At 50.1% G+C, this 21,160-nt stretch carries 14 protein-coding genes; 5 read left to right on the plus strand and 9 right to left on the minus strand.

The features are described from left to right. Positions 1 to 389: 389 nt before the first annotated feature. Entirely contained in the window at positions 390 to 4,220 is a 3,831-nt protein-coding gene (locus LBW88_RS24385; protein WP_224935214.1) for a hypothetical protein, read from the plus strand. Between the two features lie 152 nt (positions 4,221 to 4,372). Here the strand turns inward: LBW88_RS24385 and LBW88_RS24390 are convergent, their stop codons facing one another. The 9 genes from LBW88_RS24390 to LBW88_RS24430 all read right to left on the minus strand — a co-directional run bounded on the left by LBW88_RS24390 (position 4,373) and on the right by LBW88_RS24430 (position 14,693). After that, positions 4,373 to 5,251, minus strand: coding sequence for a hypothetical protein (locus tag LBW88_RS24390; RefSeq protein ID WP_224935216.1), 879 nt, complete (start codon positions 5,249 to 5,251; stop codon positions 4,373 to 4,375). A gap of 2 nt (positions 5,252 to 5,253) precedes the next feature. Beyond that, entirely contained in the window at positions 5,254 to 6,042 is a 789-nt protein-coding gene (locus LBW88_RS24395; RefSeq protein WP_224935219.1) for a hypothetical protein, read from the minus strand. 251 nt (positions 6,043 to 6,293) lie between these two features. Then, a complete protein-coding gene (locus LBW88_RS24400; protein ID WP_224935222.1) occupies positions 6,294 to 7,454 on the minus strand; it encodes an IS30 family transposase in 1,161 nt (386 codons plus the stop codon). 121 nt (positions 7,455 to 7,575) lie between these two features. After that, positions 7,576 to 8,334, minus strand: a complete 759-nt coding sequence (locus tag LBW88_RS24405; protein ID WP_224935225.1) for a retron system putative HNH endonuclease — start codon at positions 8,332 to 8,334, stop codon at positions 7,576 to 7,578. Continuing rightward, positions 8,327 to 9,565: an AAA family ATPase gene (locus LBW88_RS24410; protein ID WP_224935227.1), complete on the minus strand. Its 1,239-nt coding sequence runs from the start codon at positions 9,563 to 9,565 to the stop codon at positions 8,327 to 8,329. The genes LBW88_RS24405 and LBW88_RS24410 overlap by 8 nt, the downstream gene beginning before the upstream one ends. A 645-nt stretch (positions 9,566 to 10,210) precedes the next feature. After that, positions 10,211 to 10,957 carry an HNH endonuclease gene (locus tag LBW88_RS24415; RefSeq protein ID WP_224935229.1) on the minus strand — a complete coding sequence of 249 codons (747 nt, stop codon included), beginning with the start codon at positions 10,955 to 10,957 and terminating at the stop codon, positions 10,211 to 10,213. Then, positions 10,954 to 12,141 carry an AAA family ATPase gene (locus LBW88_RS24420; protein ID WP_224935232.1) on the minus strand — a complete coding sequence of 396 codons (1,188 nt, stop codon included), beginning with the start codon at positions 12,139 to 12,141 and terminating at the stop codon, positions 10,954 to 10,956. Before LBW88_RS24420 ends, LBW88_RS24415 begins: the two co-directional genes overlap by 4 nt. A gap of 490 nt (positions 12,142 to 12,631) precedes the next feature. Next, positions 12,632 to 12,892: a hypothetical protein gene (locus tag LBW88_RS24425; RefSeq protein WP_224935235.1), complete on the minus strand. Its 261-nt coding sequence runs from the start codon at positions 12,890 to 12,892 to the stop codon at positions 12,632 to 12,634. Positions 12,893 to 13,163: 271 nt separating this feature from the next. After that, the gene (locus LBW88_RS24430; RefSeq protein WP_224935238.1) at positions 13,164 to 14,693 is read right to left on the minus strand and encodes a Fic family protein; all 1,530 of its coding nucleotides are present in this window, start codon (positions 14,691 to 14,693) and stop codon (positions 13,164 to 13,166) included. Positions 14,694 to 15,312: 619 nt separating this feature from the next. Here LBW88_RS24430 and LBW88_RS24435 point away from each other — a divergent pair. The 4 genes from LBW88_RS24435 to LBW88_RS24450 all read left to right on the plus strand — a co-directional run bounded on the left by LBW88_RS24435 (position 15,313) and on the right by LBW88_RS24450 (position 21,159). Then, on the plus strand, positions 15,313 to 15,945 hold the full coding sequence (locus LBW88_RS24435; protein ID WP_034823386.1) for an aldolase: 633 nt from the start codon (positions 15,313 to 15,315) through the stop codon (positions 15,943 to 15,945). A 63-nt stretch (positions 15,946 to 16,008) separates the two neighbouring features. After that, positions 16,009 to 17,349: an MFS transporter gene (locus tag LBW88_RS24440; RefSeq protein WP_224935241.1), complete on the plus strand. Its 1,341-nt coding sequence runs from the start codon at positions 16,009 to 16,011 to the stop codon at positions 17,347 to 17,349. Between the two features lie 40 nt (positions 17,350 to 17,389). After that, a complete protein-coding gene (locus LBW88_RS24445) occupies positions 17,390 to 19,477 on the plus strand; it encodes a hydantoinase/oxoprolinase family protein (RefSeq protein WP_224935243.1) in 2,088 nt (695 codons plus the stop codon). Beyond that, a complete protein-coding gene (locus LBW88_RS24450) occupies positions 19,477 to 21,159 on the plus strand; it encodes a hydantoinase B/oxoprolinase family protein (RefSeq protein ID WP_224935245.1) in 1,683 nt (560 codons plus the stop codon). Before LBW88_RS24445 ends, LBW88_RS24450 begins: the two co-directional genes overlap by 1 nt. The last annotated feature ends 1 nt before the right edge of the window (position 21,160 follow it).

Genomic DNA, 21,160 nt, shown 5'->3' on the forward strand with positions numbered 1-21,160 from the left:
AAACACTTAAAAATAGTAAAAAGCTCTTAAAAATTAAGCCTGTTAATAAGTTGAATAACTAAACCGCGCATAAGCAGAAAATGCCGGTTCAGATGATATTGCGCTTCCTCGAGCATTCGCGAGCAAGCTCAGCCATGGTCTGCGGCGAGCGCTGCTGAACGTTCAGGACGGAGTTCTGAAGCCTGACGCTGTACACCCCTGGAGCGCAGATGTTGCAGGTGCAGGAAGTGAGCAAAAACATTCGGCTCCGCTCCGGGACGAAAAACCCATAGTCACGCTTTCGCCTTTTCCGGGCGCGTGATACGCTGCGCTTCTCTCCCAAAGAAAAAAACTCTCGCCAGATGAGGCTCGTATATAAGTAACATACAGCATTAGTTAAAGGATTAATCATGGATAAAATTAAAAGAAGGGCTCTGGTGTTTGTTTACAGAGTTTGCAAAATAATAAGATTTAAAACTGTCAAAGCTCTGATTAAGAGGCAGCCATTATTAAAGGCTCCTTATGTGGCGCTGACACCATCAAAAATAACCTCAGGAAATGAATATTTCAATGCAATGGATTTTGCCCTGTCAAAAAATGACGTCAGAAATATTGCCGTAACAGGAAGTTATGGTGCAGGAAAGAGTACCATTATCCGGTCTTACATGGAGAAATTCAGACCTGAGGCGTTTATTAACGTCTCCCTTGCTGGTTTTGAAATGCAGGAAAAAGGGGAGGCGGCGAAGGCTCAGGAAATCGAATTAAGCATACTTCAGCAGATACTCTACAAAAAAAACCGTGACGCGCTCCCGGATTCACGCATCGATCGGATCCTGAACAGAAACCGGGCGCACATCCGACGCGTCTTCTGGGCCGTTCTGAAAGTGGCCGCTCCAATGGGCGGTATTCTGGCGATTATTTATCACGAAAAAATGATGAAAATCACGGGGATCCCGGCTGAAGCATTCGGTTTTCTTGACGTGATACCCTATCCGAAAGCCGTCTTTCTTCTGGCTTTCGTTTTGACTGCTCTTTATTTCATCACCGAATGTGCCTCACAGGTCGGGATATTCGATAAAAAAATCAAGCTCAACAAAGTGGCCCTGCTGAGTGGTGAAATGGACCTCAGCAGCGCTGAAACGTCATCACTTCTGAATAATTGCCTTGATGAAATCGTTTATTTCTTCTCAAAAATTGATAATTACCGGCTAGTCATATTTGAAGACCTGGATCGATTAAAAAATCCGGAGATATTCGTTAAGCTTCGGGAGATTAATAAAATCGTTAATAATAATCTTTCAGATGATAACCCCCTTCGCTTTATCTATGCCGTGAGAGATGACATTTTTTCAGGCGCAGAGGCGCGCACGAAATTCTTTGATTTTATCATTCCCGTTGTGCCTGTGATGGACAGCAGAAATGCCTTCCCGCTGCTGAATAAAAAAATGAAAAATCTCATCCCCGGCGGAGAGGAATGCCTGCGTAGTACGGCTGCTTATATCAGTGATATGCGCTCCCTGCAGAACATAGTCAATGAATACCTGGTTTTCAGTGAAGTGGTGGACAACACCAAAAGAAAAGTCAGCCTCTATGCCATGGTTTTTTACAAAAACATGTTTTCTCATGACTACAGCCTCATCGACAGGAAAGTCAGCGTTCTTTATCGGTTTATTTCCCAGTACAGAACACTGCAGCTGCATAAAAACTATTTTGGTGACATTGATGCGAGAATTTTGTCATTAAGCGGAGTGCTTAATGATATTAGCAGGGAAAAAGCCAGAAACTCGGAAGACGTCAGGGAAAGCATTATCTACTCGCTTATACCTGAGAACCTTACGGGCATTGTTCATTTTTACAGGCCACAAACCGCCCAGGTATATTATCAGTCTGCGTTTCAGCAGCTAGATACGCGTCAGCTCATCCGTGATGAAAAGGCGTTTGAGGATTTATTTGATAACTCGACACAGGTCAGCCTTGGCTATCAGTATCAGAACCAGAATAACATTATCGCGTTAGCCGATTCCTATCGCGCTGAAATATCTGAAAGCTATCAGCAGCGCAAGAAAACGATCGGTGAAGAACGCGGACTGAATTTTAAAAAGGCTGAAAAAGCGCTCAGGGAGGCCAGAGAAGAAAAGCGTCGGAGAAATGCGGTGTCGCTGGCTGGTCTGGTCACGTCAATGAAACGAGAGAAGTTCACCGAGGTTGCGCGGCAGTATATGAGCGACATCAGCCAGCATGATTTACTCAGTACAGAGCAGAAGGAGGCCGTTCACAATGAAATGCTCTACGGTGGCTACGATGCGCTTTTTATCCTGCTGTCACGTGGCTATCTCGACCAGGATTTCATGCGTTCGCGATCGGTGTTCCATAAAGGGGGCCTGTCCTCCGCAGACAATGAGTTCGTGAAGAACATCGCTCTCGGTCTTTCCGGCGAGCAGGCCAATGCGGAAGTGGCCATCGATGATGTGCCGGGCGTCATCCTGGAAATCAGCGCGCAGCATCTCCTGCATCATGATGCTGTGATGCATCATCAAATCGTCGCCCATCTGCTGAAAACCCGCGACGAGCGGCTGGATGAAATGCTTGCCACACTGTTCGCCAGGCCAGGTGAGCACGTGCTCACCATGCTGAGCATTCTTGAGTACCGCTTTGCCGTTCCTGAGAGTTTCACGTCACTGCTGAAACGGGCGCTCGATAAAAACGGATATATGGACGTGCTGCTCGCTCACCTTGAAGTCTCGGGTGATTCAGATGCTTTCAGGGGGATTTCGGCTGAAGTGGTATCGCTGATAGGCCCCGAATGCTCTCAGGAATCCGGCCTTTACCGGCGCTTTGTGGAGTCGCTGGGAACCGGTATCGTTCACCTGATCAGGCCCGGGCGCCTTGACGCGTTTATGCAGCACATTGCTGCCCTGGGGGTCTGTTATGCGGCGCTTAACGATCCCCTGTCTGACGGGGAGCTGGCCTGCCTACGCTTCATCAGTGAGAACGCGCTCTACCGGCTTACGCAGGAGAACACGGGCGTAGCCCTTGCCGCAGAGCTCAGAGAATACGGATACACCGCGACGGAGTGTGAGAAGACGCCGTGGACGCTTGCGCAGAAGCACAATCTGGCCGCGCGGGCGTATTTTGAGGAGCAGGCCGATGACTTTGCGCGCAACGTCTTTCTGCTTTCAGAAGAACATGAATCCGCAATTACTGAGGTTCTTGCGATTAACTCACTCAGCGATGAGCTGAAAATACGTATCGTCAGTGAGATGAATTTCTACCTCGCCACGCTTTCAGGCATACCCGAAGCGCCGGGTCATGCTGAAAACGGCCGCCAGCTGTCGTTCCACGATCTGTTTTACCGTTATGACCGGATAGAAGCCTCCTGGCCTGAGCTGATGACGTATGTCGCCGCAGAGTGCAACCTGCAGATTCTCGCCGGTTACCTGTCGCGCCACGCCGGCGCGCTGTCGCTCTCAGGACCCGGGATCGCAGACGGCGAGCTGTACGAGCTGCTTTATGTGAAAATTATCTGCAATCAGCTTCTGAACGAAGAAAGTTATCAACAAATCATCCGGAACGTGGACATCAACACGGCTCACTTCGATGAAAATATCAGCGACGAGATTATTATCCAGCTGCTGAGAATGGATAAGATCCCCCTGACCCCCAACGATTTTACCCACGTGATGAATAATATTTCAGACCTCAGCGGTGACATGACGGAAACGATTTCGGCCTGGTTAGTGACGTATCAAACGGAATTCATGTCTGATGCGGATCATTATCTTAAATATCATGATGACGGGAAAGTTTTTGAAAAGATCCTGAGAGGGGTAATGTATTCCCCCCACCTTTCACCGGATAATAAGATGGCACTGTACCGACAGTATGAAGATTATTATCGTGAAGTAGATGAAGAAAGTATTAATCTATCTGAAGAAGTTAAACGAGCGGCTTTTTACGTGGCTTCTGATGAGGAAATGCGGACCCGCCTGATGACATCCATTATTTCCGGGGGCTGTCGTGACCGAATCCGCCTTGCAGAAATGACGAAGATAATGGACGAGAAAGAGCTGTATAAAATATTTACCCAGAAAACGGCCACCCTTTCGCTGAATAACCGGGATGCCTGTCTGCGGCTGCTCGATAAATTACAGCAGGCCGGAATGATGAAGGAGTCTGAATTCAGGGATGACGGTAAAGTCTTTGTAAAAATGCGGGAGGTGGCTCCAGACGCCGCCGGTTAAACTCCGCAGAATGTCACCGAAACTGTGTGCGCCCGGGCGTTCACCGTTGCCTTCCCCTTTGTAGCTTTGCCGCCCACGGCCTTTCCGTTTTCTGTAATAGCCGGAAGCTGAGTCTACACCCTAAGCAACACATTGCAGCACAGGATATCCCCCTATCTGTAGCTGGATTTTAGGTGCATTTTTTTCAGTTTCTCTATGATTGACGGGTCAGTGATTACCAGGGCTGTGAACATCAAATGATGATCGTTATCACTGCTTGTAAACGGGAAAAGACAGTTTTTCTGGAAACCACAAAACGTATCAGCATGGATATCCTTAACTTTGCCGCCAACATCTCCGATAAAGAAATATCCGTCATGCCTGTACTTCAGACCTGTATAGGGATCTGTGACGATGCTGTTAGTCGCAGCCTTAACATAAATAACGTCTCCTTTCTCTAATTTTAAAGGGGAATTAGTACCATTCTGTAAAGCCATAGTCCGGTACGGAACCAGAAAATAATTGTTAATGCCCAGACCAAAGGGAGCGTCAGTTTTGACATGGTAACTTTTACCATACGCAGAAAGATCATGATTATGGGTGTTATATTCCGCATCACAGTCGATGTAATAGGGAGGTGCCTGATTAAATGCCCCTGCATGCGTGAGCCTGATTTCCTCTCCATGAAATGTTGTTTTGATGGAGCCTTCCTGAGCACCCAGGCACCAGTTACGCTTACTGACATTATCCGATATCGGGACACCATTTTTATTTCGGAACGGGACGCCGTTTTTATCCTGTTCGGGTTGTGTGGTATAAAAGTTAGTCGAATAAAGCTGTATTGTTCTCCCTGTAGAGTCATCCGGGGGAGGCGGAATATCAAAGGTGTCCTGAAAATTCGGCGTCAGTATACGATATTCCTGATTTCCAATATGTGCAGACGGCATACAGGAACTGACCAGACCAATTATACCCAGCTGCAGCAATATGCGACCAGTGAATCCTGCAACCTTAAGTTGTCTGCTTTGCATAAACTTATTGATAGGTATCATTATTATTTACCCACAGTAGTAGCGGCGCTTCCGCTTTGCCCGGTATTAGCTGCCAGGACTGCAACTACCGGCGCAGTAGCAGGCGATGATTTACACATTTTTATATTGGTGCGGATCAACTCAGCCAGGGCCAGAACTGCGACAGGATTACTTGAATCAAAATTTACCTGAGGAGACTCAAGTTTGTTTTTTGCGCTGTTCCGTTCATTAACTGTGGCGGCAATAGAATTTAAATCCGGGGCAACCAGATTGACGGCAGCCTGCTCAGATTCAAGTTCGAAAATTAGATCTGATGTTACGCTGTTCAGATAAGGTTTTAAAACTCCAATTACTGATGGGGCATTGTTATCATTCATGGCAACTGCCAGTTGTTGCGTAGTTATATCTGTCATTGACCGATAGATACAGTTTAGTTTCTGCCGGGTGGTGCGATAATTGAGGAGCTGAACATCGTAATTATATCGCTGGCCTGCAGCACCACCGACGACTGAAACCCCACCGGCATAAAGTGCTGTGGTCAGTGCCCCACTGGCAGCCGCAATCACTGAGGTGACAGCACCGACCGCACTGATATCATTCAGCGAATATTTTTGTGTCGCCAGTTTTTGCTCTTTCTGCCGTAACTGCAACTCGTATATTTTTACCTGATTGGCAGCCATCATATATTTATTGTCAGACTTGCTGGTATATTTATTATATTCTATTTTGATTGAGTCATCATTCTCCGGCTCCGGAATGGCATTAGGGTAAGGCGAAGTGCATGATACGGACGCAAGGCAGACAACGGCCATTATTGCTCTCATATTGTTACCTCTGCCGGTTGTTATTACCCAGAAGGGGGCATATTTAGAGTAATACAGCGCTTCGCTTAAAATGTTGAGCAAGATCGAAATATTGCATTGTACTTTTTCCTAAATGACAGGATGTATACAGCTGATTTGCACTTTTGTCGGGTCATGTCCCTTCGCAATTCCGGACAGGATCGAACAGGCGCTTACGACCTTGTTTTCACTTATCGGTATTTCCGCTTTCAGCTGTGAGTTCAACTGATGGACGCAACACACTTATTGAACCGTTCTGCGGGTGATTCAAATTCTAGCGTTTTTCTCGGTCTTTCGTTGAGCTGTCTGGCAACGCTGTTTAGTCTCTGCTGACTGTGAACCGATAAGTCAGTTCCCTTTGGAAAATATTGTCTTAGCAACCTGTTCGTATTTTCATTTGAGCCACGTTGCCAGGGAGATTGAGGATCACAGAAGTAAATCTGGATGTCTGTTGCTACAGTAAACCGGGTGTGGCTGGTCATTTCAGCTCCCCGATCCCAGGTTAATGTTTTATATAGCTCAACAGGTAATTCCCGAGCTTGTCTGTTGAGTGCAGATATAACCGTTATGGTCTTGTTGTCCCTGATTTTGGCTAACATTACAAAGCGGGAATGGCGTTCTACGAGGGTGACGATATAGGAGTTTTTCGAGCCCTGGATCAGATCACCTTCCCAGTGACCAGGGATGGCTCTGTCTGAGGCTTCCGGTGGCCTTTCGCTGATAGGTATCGCATTCGGGATTTTCCCTAATCCTTTCCCTTTAAGTGATGACGTTCGGGATCTACGAACCGCTCTTCCGCTTCTGAGGCATTGCTGCAGCTCTTTTTTTAATGCCCCCCGGGTTTGTATAAAAAGCGTTTTATAAATCGTTTCGTGTGACACATGCATTTCCTGATTATCCGGATAACAGCGTTTCAGCCAACCGGCGATCTGTTCCGGCGACCAGTCCTGATGCATCTTCTCTGCAATGATTTTACACAATGTGGGGCTTTCAATTAGCTTGCAAGGTTTTGGTCTCAAAGCATTTTCCCACGCAGCAGTATCGGCTTTTGCTGCACGGTATTGCTTGGCACCTCCGTGCCTCCTGACCTCGCGGCTAATCGTTGAGGGTGCTCTTGATAAGTTGGCAGCGATGTCCCTGATACTGAGTTTTGCTACCAATCCTCTGGATATTTCTTCTCTTTCATCAAGCGTAAGCGCTAATCGATGCCGCTTTCGAACGGGAGGACGGTAGCCACCTGTCTGGTGGATTGTGGGCATGATAGAAGAATGAAATCTGTCAAACATTCTGGCGATATCATGCAGGGAATCACCTTGTTTATATCTATCCCAGATAATCGCCTTCTGCTCTGGCGTGTAGTTAATCCGAGTTCTTCGTTTCATGGCAACGTCCCCCCTTGATTAAGGATAGCGTTGCATCGAGCCATTGAACTCACAGCTAAAAGCGGAAATTCGATGTTCTCCGCATACCTGCCAACCCCTCTCCGGCTATGCCTCAGGGTATTTACAGGGTGTCGTCTGTGTATTCCTGCAACCGCTGTCTGGCCTGGTGATACGCTGCTGAGTTTTCAAGCAGGTAAGAACAGTATCCGGAAAGCCGTGCCCCGGGATGCGTAAGCTGTTCAATCGTGCAAAGCGAATCACTGATTTTAGCAGCTTTATTTTTCATACTGGTGGCGGTGCGTGCAGCATCAAATTCATCCAGTGCTTCGCGCAGATCCACTTCGAAGATGCGAAAGCTGGCCAGTATGGCTGCTCTGGCCGAGATCAGCCTTTTCCCTGATAGACCGCACACCGCTATGGTCTTTTCAGCCATGCTATGAAGGACACCTGCTCCAGGCTGGATCATTACGTCCGTGTAGGTAAAGCAGTCGCGGGGATCAAGATCGTAGGGGTTAATAATCGGCTCTTTCTGCGTGTCATGACTGAGCTTGCTGTTGTTGCATGCCTTACAGCTGTACAGAAGGTTGTTCCACTCAAAGGCTTTGTCCGTATAGAGGGATTTGGGATGAAAGTGCTCTACTTCGGCAAATCCGGTCTCAGCAGGTATACCTTCACAGAAGGCACATTTTCCGGATGAGCTATCCCGTAATGCCGTCCTGATCTCCTCATGCCGGTAAAATTTCAGGGCCGCTTCCTTTTCGGCTTTCGGAATACTTTTGTAATCACCGTATTTCTTTACCAGTTCCATAAGGTTCTGCGTCCAGCCTTCAGCGTTATCGCACAATATCTTTGGTTCAGAAGGCCTGTTGAGTTTAATCATCGGCTCTGGCCTCCATACCGGCAATACGGGTTTTCAGCACAATTAACACCTCATCTCCCGGATGACTGATGAATTCAAGACGTGCATAATTGTCCTTCAGGGCCGCAAGATTATTTTCTCTGATGCTGTCGTAGCAGGCCCTGACCAGCTTTTCATAATCCTTGTTATCAAGACTTTCCACGCCCATCAGGTCGGTCAGGATCAAATCGGTGCTCCAGCCTGAATAAGCTTTTTCGGACGGCTGAAAATCATATTTTTCATCGGGATAAGAAGAGGGAAGCAGAATGATTTCATTTTCCTTCGCCGAGGCCAGCAGGTGCGGCGAGTGGGTCGTCACGATAAACTGCATATTGGGAAATAACGTCTCGATCCCCTGCCGGACCGTGAGCTGCCATTCCGGGTGCAGGTGGTTGTCCAGCTCGTCAATCACCACCGTCCCGGACGCCTGGCTGACGATGCGTTCACCTTCCGGCAGGCAGGACTCCACCCATTCAAATATCGCGATAATGATATAAAGCACGGCCTGGAAACCTGAAGATAGCTCTTCCAGAAAGCATGCTTTATCATAAATTGTGAATATGGGTTCTAAATCGCGCCCTGTTTCCACATAGCCAAACTCGCTGCTGAACGGGCCAATTTTCGGCAGTGAATTCATTAAGTGTTCCCAGTTTTGTTTTTCTTCTTTTGCCCAGGGTTTATCCACCATAAAATACCGGTTAACAAGCCACTGTTTCACTTCTCTTTCATGTTCATTGTAAAGTGAAGAGACTCCGGTTGTGCAATATGCCTCACGGCTTTCCTGTATGCTTTTTTCTTTAATGACCCCACTCAGATTTTTATAGGCTATTTTTCTTTGGGCACCTATTATGAGCGGAGGGAGTTTAAATGTTGAAAGCGCATCGTGGACATGTTTAGACTCCCTGCCATCTTCAGATGGGGGTGTAGTATATATCCTTATCTGGTCATTCCTGTATGAAACAGACTTTATAAAACCCGGACCTAAGCCCCAACGGTAGTTTTTCCCCGCCTCATTGATATCTATCCAGTATTCACTGTCTTCTTTATGCCGGGAATATTTTCCATTCCAGTGCATACTGTGCGCGATGGCCGCCAGCACCGATGTTTTACCGCACCCGTTGGGCCCGGTTATAAAGTTAAATCCTTCGTTAAAGCGGATGTTAATTTCAGGGAAGTGTTTGAGGTTCTTTACGTGAAGTCTTTCAATCGGCATTTATTTCTTCCTGTTCATTAAATGCTGCTGTGTCTGAATATACTTTCCCTGCCATAAATACGGCCCCAGTTATCTCCTATCTGTCTGACCGCCTCACCGGCGTCATAACGGAGAAAAGCCGCAGCCGACAGAATACGCGCCCCTGAGTGTTAACTCCAGTCTGAACCGGTTTACCCGGACGGCTTTGCCGCTCTCTTGTCATCCTCTTCATGCCTTTCCGGTTTCTGTATTTTCAGGAAAGGCCGCGTCAGGGGGGCGGTTTTCCTGCCACACCCCACGATGTGGTGCCCGGCAGCCCTCTGCGCCTCCACTTTCAGGCACAAAAGGAACCGCAGCGGATCCTTTCTGCGATCCCCTGTCCAGCTATCTGTTTCCGTTTTATGGGATATAGCGTGAAGCCGGAAATATTGCGATCGCGGCTCCGCGGATTATTGCGCTGCCTGCGCCGGGATTTTGGGCGAAAATGGGCACATTCAGCACCGACGTCGCTGCGTAAAATCTGCGGAAGAAGCAGGGCTCCTCCGCCAGCTTTTCACTGTGCTTCCCGTCGACGTTTACGGTTCTTCTTTAATGCTGACCCCCACCAGGCATGCAGCCGGAAGTGCCTGGTTAAACGTCGCCAGGCATGTAAGTCAAATCTGAGTATTATTTACTAACGGGAAGCCTGAGCGTAAGCGAATCCTGATGCTGGCATTCATAGTCCGTTATCCAGATACTTTGCCTGATCATCTCTGCCCGGATACCAGCATACTCTTCACTTTCATGTAAACTCGTAGCCGAAACCGCCGAAAAAAGCGCATTTTTCTGACACTGCTTTAGAAGAGCCTTGATAATTTTATTCAGTTCTCTCTTTCTCGCAGAGTTTGGCGAAGAAAGATAATTTTGCAGTTTTATTCCGGCCTCTTCAATTTTCTCTTCTATAAAGCTGCCAACTTTACACCGTTCAATGACAAAATGTTCGCTGTCATTCAGATTTAACACCTCAACCGTCATCTCACCCAGCGTGTCCCTTCCTTTGAGTCTGTATGCTTTTATATAAACGTGATCGGCAGGATTATCCACTGCCGGATTAATTATGGGTTCGTCGACAACGTCATGATCGCTTTTGGTTCCGTTACAGTGACGACACGCCGGCAGCAGGTTTTCCCACTGTATAACTTCGTCCGGATAATCCTTTTTATCCCTGAAGTGATCAATTTCAAGATAGGTGCTTTTCTGGTTAAGAACGACTTCACAATAGGCGCACTTTTTATTTCCTATACTCAGGCAGGCTTCTTTTACGTCTTTATGTTGCCACACATGCGCGTCATTTTCTTTAAAAGCACTGGTCAGAGTGGCGACATTATCCGGGGTGAAAAAAAGGGGCGTAAAATTCCTATCAATTTTGATCACGCGTCTTCCCCGCTGTCTAGAAGCATGTCCAGGCTCATGCTCAGGGATTTACGTAGTACATTTTTAGGATGCAAAATCTTATCAAGATACGCATAAGACGAGCGGGCATTTTCACCGTCTTCCGCATCAATATAACCGTAAAATTCTGCCAACTTCTGCTCCAGTTCCCTGCTGAGAGTGCTTTCCATCCCCATGACGTCTCGCAGCACCTCATCGACTGTCCATCCCGTATAACCATACTCTCCACCAAGCTGGCTTCTCACGCGTGTTTCCCCATCTCCGGCCTGTTCAAGGGCGATGATTTGATCGGGTTTGCCATTCTGTACAACGTGGGGACTGTGCGTGGTGACAATAAACTGGGCCTGAGGAAAAAGGGTGGTCAGTACCTCTGTGATCTTTCCCTGCCATTCCGGATGAAGATGCATCTCCACCTCATCAATGAGGACGATGCCGTCAAACTCCTCAGCATAAAGATCCTCATCAGTAAAACGAAGTTCTATCTCCTTTATGATGCCAATAATAATCGCCAGGCAGGATTTAAACCCCGAGGAAAGGTATTCGTACCAGATAACCCCGTTAGGGGTGTTAACAAATATATCGAAGTTTCTGCCATCAATATGACTGAAGCTGTAATCTGCGTTCAGTACGTTAATGCTGGATAGCGCCAGTTCCAGATTCCGTTTAGAATTTTCGGTGAAAAAGTTTTTTGTTGAGTCTTCGAGCAAATAACGTTTACCGAGCCATCCCTTGAGGTCATGCAATAAAACGCCTCTGTTATTCTGTACTGAGACATCATGCTCACTCCGTAGTGGGTCCGTTCCAATATGCTCCAGCCGGCTGTAAGGCAGATGACGTTCTGTACCGAACCTTATCAGATAGCGAATATTAAGATCTTGCTGGTAATTTCCCGTTTGTTCAAGGGGGGCAAAGGTGCTGGCCGAGCCCATAAAAGAGTGTCTTCCGGACGGCAGTTCCACGTGAAGGTTAATTATTCCGTCCGCGCTGCTGCGAATATTTTTTTTAATATCCGATCCGTTTCGGGTAAACAAAAAACTGATGGACTCAAGAATGGTCGACTTTCCAATGCCGTTCGGACCACAGATGATATTCATACCATGAGTGAAATTCACGCCCAGTCTTTTAATTCCACCGATGTGATTTATTTCCGCTGCCATTATTTTCATGTTTGTTCCTTCAATAGTTCTTGTGACGTTCAGCCTGATTGGGCACGACGGCGCCGGGAAGATGCCGTTTTGGCTATGACTAATTTTTGTTCGTCGGGGTTTGCGGGATCCTGCGAAAAGGTGAGTCACTGTTGTACCAGATGAAGGGCTCGCAGAAAAGTAACCGTATGCGCGCTTAACCGATTATCGGTTGCCAGCCAGACATGCAGACAGAAGTACCTGGTACTATCGCTGCGGGGTCTTTTTCAGTAAAATGAAATTTATATCAATTGCTTACATCACGTTATGTACCGAAATCACCGCCGATCGCCCCGCTTTTTATTTCGCGCCGTCCAGGTTATTCTCCGTATACGGGATAAAAGCCGGAAAACCGATCCGGAACGGATCCCAGGCGGATCGATTTAATGTGCCTGACTTGCTCCCGCCGAACTCGATGAGTCGCCAAATTTGCAGTTTTCAACATAACATCCGAAATGAGAACTCATCAATATCACCAAATAGATACAGGCTGTGGTTTTAAATAATTGATATGCAGCCAAACATCCCATTTATCGAATGGGTCTACGTTGCCGCTCCCTGCGTAGAGATATCGCTGAGGATTATTCGTCATTCTTCCTTTCAAAACAGCATGGAATCTGAATTTCTCATATTTCCCCGTTACAGGATTTTGTACGTCAATATGGGTGCTACTGCGTGGCGCTTTCGTGATAAAGGGTTTCTGTCCTTCTCTGAAAATGATGCAATCGTCCATAGCTCCTCCTGTTAGTTAATGCTTCTAAAGCATAACCACTGAAGATAAAAAGGCCATGGGGAATTACCTTATAATCATATCGAAATAATATTAACACGGGCGCGCAATATTATTTTTTCGCATTTAATATAAAGAAGAGTCGCAGTATTCTCCTTATCCAAAACGGTGATTTACGCTGTAAATGTTAATATTCAGTATTATTTCTGAAAGATTGTGCAATAAAGCGAAATCCTTTTCAGGTATGTTCTCGTTATCTAACCAAAAATTGAACCTAACTCCCATCCTCAAACGCCGACTTCACTGCCTCAACGATCTTTTCCGCCCTAACAGCATCTTCCAGCTGCGGGTACTCTTTCCTCAACTTCCCTGACACCTGCCAGCCATTCTCTTTTAATGATCGGATTATCCGATTGGCATCCTGATCCGGCATCTCCAGCACTTCCTTCAGCCGCTCTTGTGCCTTCTGGAATATCGTCAGCACTCTGGCTTCATCTGCCATTTCGACTCGCACGGTGTGCTCAATCACTTTAGCGGTATACAGCACGTGAGAAGTTAGATCAGGGTAACGCCAGGCGTAAAGCGCATCCTCATAATCAATGAAATAGAAGTTGCTCGGTGTACCGTCGTCATACGTCACAATCTCACCAAAATGGCATGAGGTTGCGTAGCGGCGCATCAGGCGTTTAGAGAACACTTCCAGCGTGCGGTCATAGCCAACACGGAAATCCAGTGAGCTGGTAATGCTGGCGGAGACCGGCAGAATAACGCCTTCAGGAATGGCGCCGTCGCGGATTAACGAGTCATTAATCAGGAAGCGGTGAATACGGCCATTGCCGTCGCGCATCGGATGAATATACACAAAGCCGAAGGCAATCACGCCCGCTCTGGCCAGAGGTTCTGCACCACGCGTGGCGAGTTCGAACTCCTGCAGTCCGCGCATGAACAGTGGCAAATAGTCAAACTGCGGCGCTACGTAATGCACGATGTCTTCGCGCATCGTCGCCTGTCCAACAAACACCGGCGAGCGGCGTAGCCCTAGCCCTAGCGCGTCATGACCGAGAATTCCTCTTTGCAGAATATGCAGGCTTTCATCACTAAGAGGATCATCGATCTGGCCGCAATATTGCGCGATTACATGCGCGAAGCGCTGAATACGATCGGCCTGCTCCGCCTCTTTCTCAATCAAAAAGCTGGCGCGGGATTCTTTGAAGGTTAACCAACTGGCGGTTCGCAGCAGAATATCTGCGCCAAAGGCATCATCCAGTGCGTGCAGTGCAGCTGTGACATCGAAGGAAATGGCATTCTCAATCTCAGGCGTGCGGCGAACCACAGGACAGAAGTCAGGCGAGCCTGATAAGTTATCATTGATACGCCAGCGTTTATTCTTGAGCGCTGAGGTGCGCGTCAGATAGTCCTTCGCGGAGATCGCCGCAATATACCCGCCGTTAGCGACATCGGGGACATTAGTGAGCGTGTTGCCGGTCAGCCATTCATAGAGAAAGCCGGTACGGCGTGCGTATTGGCCAAAGGGTTCTCGTAAGCACCAGCTTTCGATCGGTTCTGGGCCGGTGGCAGCGAAGAGCCTGGCAAAAAATTCCAGATGGATCTCTTCATATTTGAGGCCAAAGGCAAAGTGGCCTGAGAAGCTATCCTCAGGTTGATAGCTTGGAGGATAGCGCTTTTCGATGCGTCCCTGATTCTCATGCGTGGCCCGAACCGTGCCAATAGCCGATTCCACTCGAAGTGGCTGAACCAGTTCAATGTGATAGCGCTTGCAGAGCGCTTTAAATCCTACCAGCATCGGCTGAATCCTTTAACATCCAGGTGAAAACGATAATTTATCCGCACTATAGCGCGAAAATACTAACATCGCGATGCGACTCTGATAATCCATGCTCTAAAATGCTAACAAAATCGTTCTGAACGCTGAAAATGATAATTTAAGTCATAAAAGAGAAAGCTACCCGACGAACTGCCGAGTAATAAGTGATAGGCGGTAAGATTCATTCACCTCAATGAAGGTTGCCCTTAAACGGTGCAGTTGATCTGCGTTTTAGTAATGGAAAATAGCCGTTATAAAGAGAGATATAGCTAAACAATTATAATTTTATGCACCATAAGTGTGATGCAATCGTCATATTTAACCATTGGTGCGCTATTTTTGTGCGTTATGTCAAAATAAATCCATAAGAAAATAATATAGAAATGAATTTATAAATTCAGGCTGCCGTTTATACAGAGACGTCAAAGAAAAATAGTCATTATTTTCATGGCAATACGTAATTACCCTTTCATGGAAACATTCCTAAGCTCAGCTCGCACACCCCATTATTAACGTGATTAACGTATTGCTAACGCAAATTTAAAAGTGATAAAACATTCTCACTTGATAAATACTTTTCATTTAAAAGGTGGTTGGCATGGCACTTGAAACAGCTTACGTCCGTATTCCAGAAGCATGGAACCGTCCAGATAAAAAATGGCTTGCAGCATTCGCTGATTTTCCCGTTGCCAATATTGGCGATGCGATGGAAAGACTGAACATGTGCGATGCCGGGATCGTTCCGGTCACCACCCACACCGCGTTCGTCGGCTTTGCTTTTCCTGTGCTGGTCACGCCCGGCGATAACGCTGCCGTCATTCGCTCACTGGATTATATCCAGCCGGGCGATGTGATGATGATCAATGGCCAGGGCCACATTGATCGTGCGCTGGTGGGTGAACAGCTCACCCAACGATTTCAGCATGCTGGCGCCGTCGCACAGGTGATTGATGGCGCAGTGCGTGACCGCAAAGTGATTGAATCCACAGGCTTACCCACTTTCTGTCGCGGCGTTTCCCCTGCCGGTCCGTTCAAAAATGGGCCCGGCGTGATCGGTGAACCGGTGGCGATTGGCGGCGTGGTGTGCGCGGCAGGCGATATAGTGGTGGGTGATGACGACGGCATTATTGTTATCCCTTTCTGGCGCGCTGAAGCGGTTCTGGCGGAGGTTCGCGAAGTTGCCCGACGTGAAGCAGAAATGACGGCGGAAGTGACCCGTCAATATAAATAAAGCCAGGCCACTACCGTTAAAGGCCTTCCGGGGATTAACCACGCTTAACTCAGGGCAAAACAGATGACGAAATCACATGCCGCAACAATGAATTACGCACTGCCGAAGGATGGAAAGACCAAGAACAATGTTGTACGCCGCGCGTCAATCGCAGGTGGAGTCGGTTCGTTTGTAGAGTGGTATGACTACGGTATTTACGGCTTGCTGGTGAGTTCACTGGTACTGGTGTTTGCCGCCAGTGACATGAACACCAGCGACGCCGGATTGATGCTCACCTATGTCGGCTTCACGGTGAGCTTTGTAGTGCGTCCGTTTGGCGGCGTGATTTGTGGTTATCTCGGCGACAAAATTGGACGCCAAAAACTGCTGGCGATCCTGTTGCTGATGATTTCTCTGGCAACGGCCGCCATTGGTCTGTTGCCAAGCTATGAGAGCATCGGCTGGGCCGCACCCACACTACTGATCCTGCTGCGTATCGTGCAGGGGTTCTCCGCCGGTGGCGAAGTGTCCGGAGCCGGTTCTTTCGTGGCGGAATATGCGGAAGACCATCGTCGTGCAGTAGTGATGTCACCGCTGGTAATGGGATCGTTTATTGCGTTGCTGTTCGGCAGTCTGTTAATCAGCGGCCTAATCAATGTGTTTGGCGTTGATGCCATGAACAGCTGGATGTGGCGTGTGCCATTCCTGCTGGCCATTCCGATGGCGCTGATCGGCGTCTACATCCGTACCCGCATTGAAGATACACCGCATTTCCAGATGGTGAAGGCCAGCAACCGCGTGGTACGTAACCCGCTCCGTGAAGTGCTCTCCTCAAAACGTCATCTGAAGGCGATTGGACTGGCAATCACGTTACCCGCGGTAAACGGTCCGGGTTACTACATCCTGTTTGTCTACATGCCGACCTACCTTAACAAGGTGATGCACTTCCAGCAGATCCAGAGCCTGATGGTGACGGCCTGCGGTCTGTTAACCATCGTCGGTGCCATCCCGCTGATGGCGTGGCTCTCGGATCGCCTCGGCCGAAAACCGCTGTTGATTGCCTCCGCGATTGCCATGGCCGTACTGGCGTGGCCGTGCTTCTGGTTACTGACGCTCGGTATGTTCCCGCTGGCCTGCATGGCATCCATTCTGCTGGCCTTCGCCTTCGCCGGACATGCGGGCGTGATTCAGGCCACCTTGGCAGAGATGTTCCCGACCAACGTGCGTTACAGCGCTTACAGCATTGGCTTCAACCTCTCGACGGTGATCTTCGGCGGTTCCGCCCCCCTACTGATGACCTGGCTTATCGGCATGACCGGTATCGCCAGCATCCCCAGCTACATGGTGATTTTCACCGCGGCGCTGACGCTGATCAGCGCGCTGTATCTGAAAGAGACCGCCGGCAATCCGCTGGCTGACGAATAAGCACTGAACACAAGTATTCACTCAGGATTTCGAGGTCACTATGAAAAACGCGTCACCCTGGCGGATAGGGTTTGATATTGGCGGCACCTTTACCGATCTGGTGCTGTTAAACGACATCACCGGCGAAGCCATTCGCCATAAAACGCTGACCACGCCGGAAGACCCTTCCGAGGGCGCATACACCGGGCTGACTCAACTGGTGGAGATGGCGGGACTCAGCGCCAGTGACATTCACACCATTACCCACGGCACCACGCTGGCGATCAATGCACTGCTGGAACGTCACGGCGCCAAAACCGCATTAGTGGTGACACGTGGCTTCCGCGATGTGCTGGTGTTAGGACGTGAGTATCGCTACGACATCTATGACCTGAACGGTGCACCCGCTAAACCACTGCTGACACGCTCGCAGGCTTATGAAGTCACTGAGCGCGTCACGGCACGCGGTGAGGTGGTCACCCCGCTTGATGAGCAAGAAGTGGTGCAACTGGCGGCAGAACTGCGCACGCAAGGTTATGAATCGGTGGCGGTGCTCTGTATGCACGCTTACGCCTGGCCTGAACATGAAAATCAAATCGAGGCGATTCTCAGCCGTGAGCTGCCGGGCGTATCGATCTCGGTCTCTCATAAGGTGTCCCGTGAGATCCGCGAATACGATCGCGGCGTGCTGACCGCGATGAATGCTTTTGTGCAACCGAAAGCGCGCCGCTATATGGCACGACTGGAACACAAACTGCGCGAAGGCGGCTTCGCCTGTGACTGGCTGGTGATGGGCTCTAACGGTGGTTTGATGGCGCCGCAGGTAGCGGCTGATTACCCCACGCGCATCATCGAATCCGGTCCGGCTGGCGGGATTGTGGCGACTGCCGCCTTTGCACGTAAAAACGCCGAACATCAGGTGCTGGCCTTTGATATGGGTGGCACTACCGCAAAAGCCTGCGTGGTGCGCAACGGCGAACCTTCCATCACCACCGATTATGAAGTGGGTCGCGCCGATCGACTGCTGAAAGGCAGCGGTTTGCCCGTCAAATTGCCGGTGGTGGACATGATTGAAATCGGTGCCGGTGGCGGCAGCATCGCGCGTGTCGATTCACTTGGCCTGCTGGAGATTGGTCCTGAAAGCGCCAGCGCCTGGCCGGGACCGGCGTGCTATGGCCGTGGTGGAGAGCTGCCAACGGTCACTGACGCCAACCTGGTACTGGGCCTGCTGGATCCGGATGCCTTCCTTGGCGGCCGGATGCGACTCGATGTGGAGGCTGCCCGCACCGCGATCCAACGTATCGCGGCACCGCTGGGGTTGAGTGTTGAAGAGGCCGCATGGGGCATCCACGAAGTCGCTAACAGCAAAATGTCCGAAGCGTTGCGCACTCATTCGGTTGAGAAAAACGTCAGCCCGTCGCAGATGACCATGCTGGCATTTGGTGGCGCGGGCCCGAGTCACGCCTGGTCGCTGGCCAAACAGCTCAGTGTCAAACGCGTCTATTTCCCGAACGGCGCGGGCGTTTATTCCGCCTTCGGTCTGTTAACCGCGCCGCCGAGTGCTGACTTTGTGCGTGCCGATCGCTGCCGCCTGCAACCCGGTATTAATGTTGCAGCCATCAGCGCGATATTCGCCGAAGGGTTTGACGAAGCGATGACCACACTGGCCGCAGCGAATGCCGATCCTGCCACCGCGCTACAGCAGAAGCTCGCCGGCGTACGTTATGTCGGTCAGGGATCGGAACTGACCATCACCCTGCCTGACACCTTCCTGAGCCACGGCGATGTGCAAGCGCTGGTCGATACCTTCGAAGCCGCCCATCTGGCGCGCTTTGGCCGCACGCTGCCGGGGCAAGGTGTGGAAGTGGTGAACTGGCGTGGGCGTGTACAAACCACGCCTCCGAAACTCAACACTACCGATCAACTGCGTCACCCCGAACCTGACGCGCGTGAAAAAAGCCTGCAGGTCTATCTCGGCCGTGAACAGGGCTACCGCCCGTGCCGCGTGATCCCACGCAGTTTGCTGGTCACGGGCGTGGCAGTAGAGGGTCCGGCACTGCTGCAGGAGAAAGAGTGTGCAATTTATGTCGGTCCGGGTGCTTCTGCGCAGCTGGATGAACAAGGCAATATTCTGATGGAGCTGAACTGATGGCGACAACCACCCCTGACAATCTGCGATTTCTCGATGATCCTATCAGCCTGCGTATTACCTGGGATCGCCTGGTGAGTATCTCTGAAGAAGCGGCGGCCACGCTGGTTAACATGGCGTTTTCCAGCATCATCCGTGAAGTAGGCGACTACTCCTGCCTGCTGATGGATGCCAGCGGCAGTTCCCTGGCACAGCCGAAAGCCAGCGTGCCGGTGTTTATCGGCACCCTGCCCGCTACCGTGCGCCATTTGCTGGCGAAATTCCCAGCTGAAACCCTGAAACCGGGTGACAGCCTGATCACCAACGATCCCTGGCTCGGCACCGGTCATCTGAATGACGTGACGGTGGTCACGCCGGTATTCCGCGACGGGAAACTGGTGGCCTTCACCGGTGCTGCGGCGCATATGTCGGATATCGGTGGATCGCTGAATATGGGTTCATCGCGCGACATGTATGAGGAGGGTTTCCTCATTCCACCGAGCAAGCTGATGATGGAAGGCCAGGTGAATCAGCAGCTGCTGGATCTGTTCCTCGTCAACGTTCGCGCACCGGATCAGGTGGAAGGCGATCTGCATGCGATGCTGGCCGCTAACCAGATAGGTGCCAACGGTTTGCTGGGCCTGATGGATGATCTTAAGCTGGAATCCGTCACCCCGCTGGCAGAGAAAATCCATTCGCTGACTGAAGCCGCAATGCGCAAAGCCATTGAAGCGGTGCCGGATGGTCGTTACGAAGCGGCTGTAAATATTGGTGACTACGAAGGCGATATTCACCTCAATGTGGCGGTGATTGTCGAGGGCAGCAATATCACCATCGATTACGCCGGTTCCTCAGCTGAATCGATGTTTGGCAGCAACTGCCCGATGTCCTTCACTTACGCCTACAGCGTCTATCCGCTGAAGTGCTTGCTGGAACCGCATCTGCCCAATAATGAAGGCTGCTTTAAATCCATCACCGTGACGGCGCCGGAAGGATCGATTGCCAATGCGCGCCCGCCTTGTGCGGTTGAAATGCGCAACCGCGTCGGTCATATGGCGCACGCCGCTATCTTCACCGCGCTGTCAGAGATCATGCCGGAACGCGTGATGGGCCACTCGGGCAGTGCACCGGTGACCTGTGACGTGTTTGCCGGCCAGTTCGATGACGGTCGCCGCTTCGTAGAAAGCCTGTGCGTCAACGGCGGCACTGGCGCTCGGCCGGCGGCGGACGGGATTGTCACCGGCTACCCGGGCAACATGTCTTCCACTCCGGTTGAGCTGATTGAATCCGCTACGCCGCTGCTGTTCCTCGAGAAAGCCATCGTGCCGGATTCCGGCGGTGCGGGACGTTATCGCGGCGGTGTGTCGCAACGCATGGTGATTCGCAATACCAGCCAATATCCACTCTCACACAGCATGTTCTACTCGCGCCAGAAACACGCGGCAGAAGGCGTGCTGGGCGGATCGGCGGGCGCACCCAACTTTATCGCTATCAACGGTGAATCCCTCGCCAAACCGGTTGGCCGTCATGATGTCCTGCCGGGCGATGAGGTCACCATCCAGATGCCGGGAGGCGGCGGCAAGATGCCGGTCGCCGAACGTGATCCACAGGCCATCCTGTGGGATTTACAGGAAGGCTACATCACCGAAGCGGGAGCGCTGCGTGATTACGGCGTGGACGTTGCAGCACTGAACAGGAGCTAAG

Source organism: Pantoea sp. alder81, assembly GCF_020179835.1.
GTDB lineage: Bacteria > Pseudomonadota > Gammaproteobacteria > Enterobacterales > Enterobacteriaceae > Pantoea.

Coding starts and splice junctions, on each gene's coding strand:
- LBW88_RS24385 (WP_224935214.1), top strand. CDS start 390: ATGGATAAAATTAAAAGAAGGGCTCTGGTGTTTGTTTACAGAGTTTGC.
- LBW88_RS24390 (WP_224935216.1), bottom strand. CDS start 5,251: ATGATACCTATCAATAAGTTTATGCAAAGCAGACAACTTAAGGTTGCA.
- LBW88_RS24395 (WP_224935219.1), bottom strand. CDS start 6,042: ATGGCCGTTGTCTGCCTTGCGTCCGTATCATGCACTTCGCCTTACCCT.
- LBW88_RS24400 (WP_224935222.1), bottom strand. CDS start 7,454: ATGAAACGAAGAACTCGGATTAACTACACGCCAGAGCAGAAGGCGATT.
- LBW88_RS24405 (WP_224935225.1), bottom strand. CDS start 8,334: ATGATTAAACTCAACAGGCCTTCTGAACCAAAGATATTGTGCGATAAC.
- LBW88_RS24410 (WP_224935227.1), bottom strand. CDS start 9,565: ATGCCGATTGAAAGACTTCACGTAAAGAACCTCAAACACTTCCCTGAA.
- LBW88_RS24420 (WP_224935232.1), bottom strand. CDS start 12,141: ATGAAAATAATGGCAGCGGAAATAAATCACATCGGTGGAATTAAAAGA.
- LBW88_RS24425 (WP_224935235.1), bottom strand. CDS start 12,892: ATGGACGATTGCATCATTTTCAGAGAAGGACAGAAACCCTTTATCACG.
- LBW88_RS24430 (WP_224935238.1), bottom strand. CDS start 14,693: ATGCTGGTAGGATTTAAAGCGCTCTGCAAGCGCTATCACATTGAACTG.
- LBW88_RS24435 (WP_034823386.1), top strand. CDS start 15,313: ATGGCACTTGAAACAGCTTACGTCCGTATTCCAGAAGCATGGAACCGT.
- LBW88_RS24440 (WP_224935241.1), top strand. CDS start 16,009: ATGACGAAATCACATGCCGCAACAATGAATTACGCACTGCCGAAGGAT.
- LBW88_RS24445 (WP_224935243.1), top strand. CDS start 17,390: ATGAAAAACGCGTCACCCTGGCGGATAGGGTTTGATATTGGCGGCACC.
- LBW88_RS24450 (WP_224935245.1), top strand. CDS start 19,477: ATGGCGACAACCACCCCTGACAATCTGCGATTTCTCGATGATCCTATC.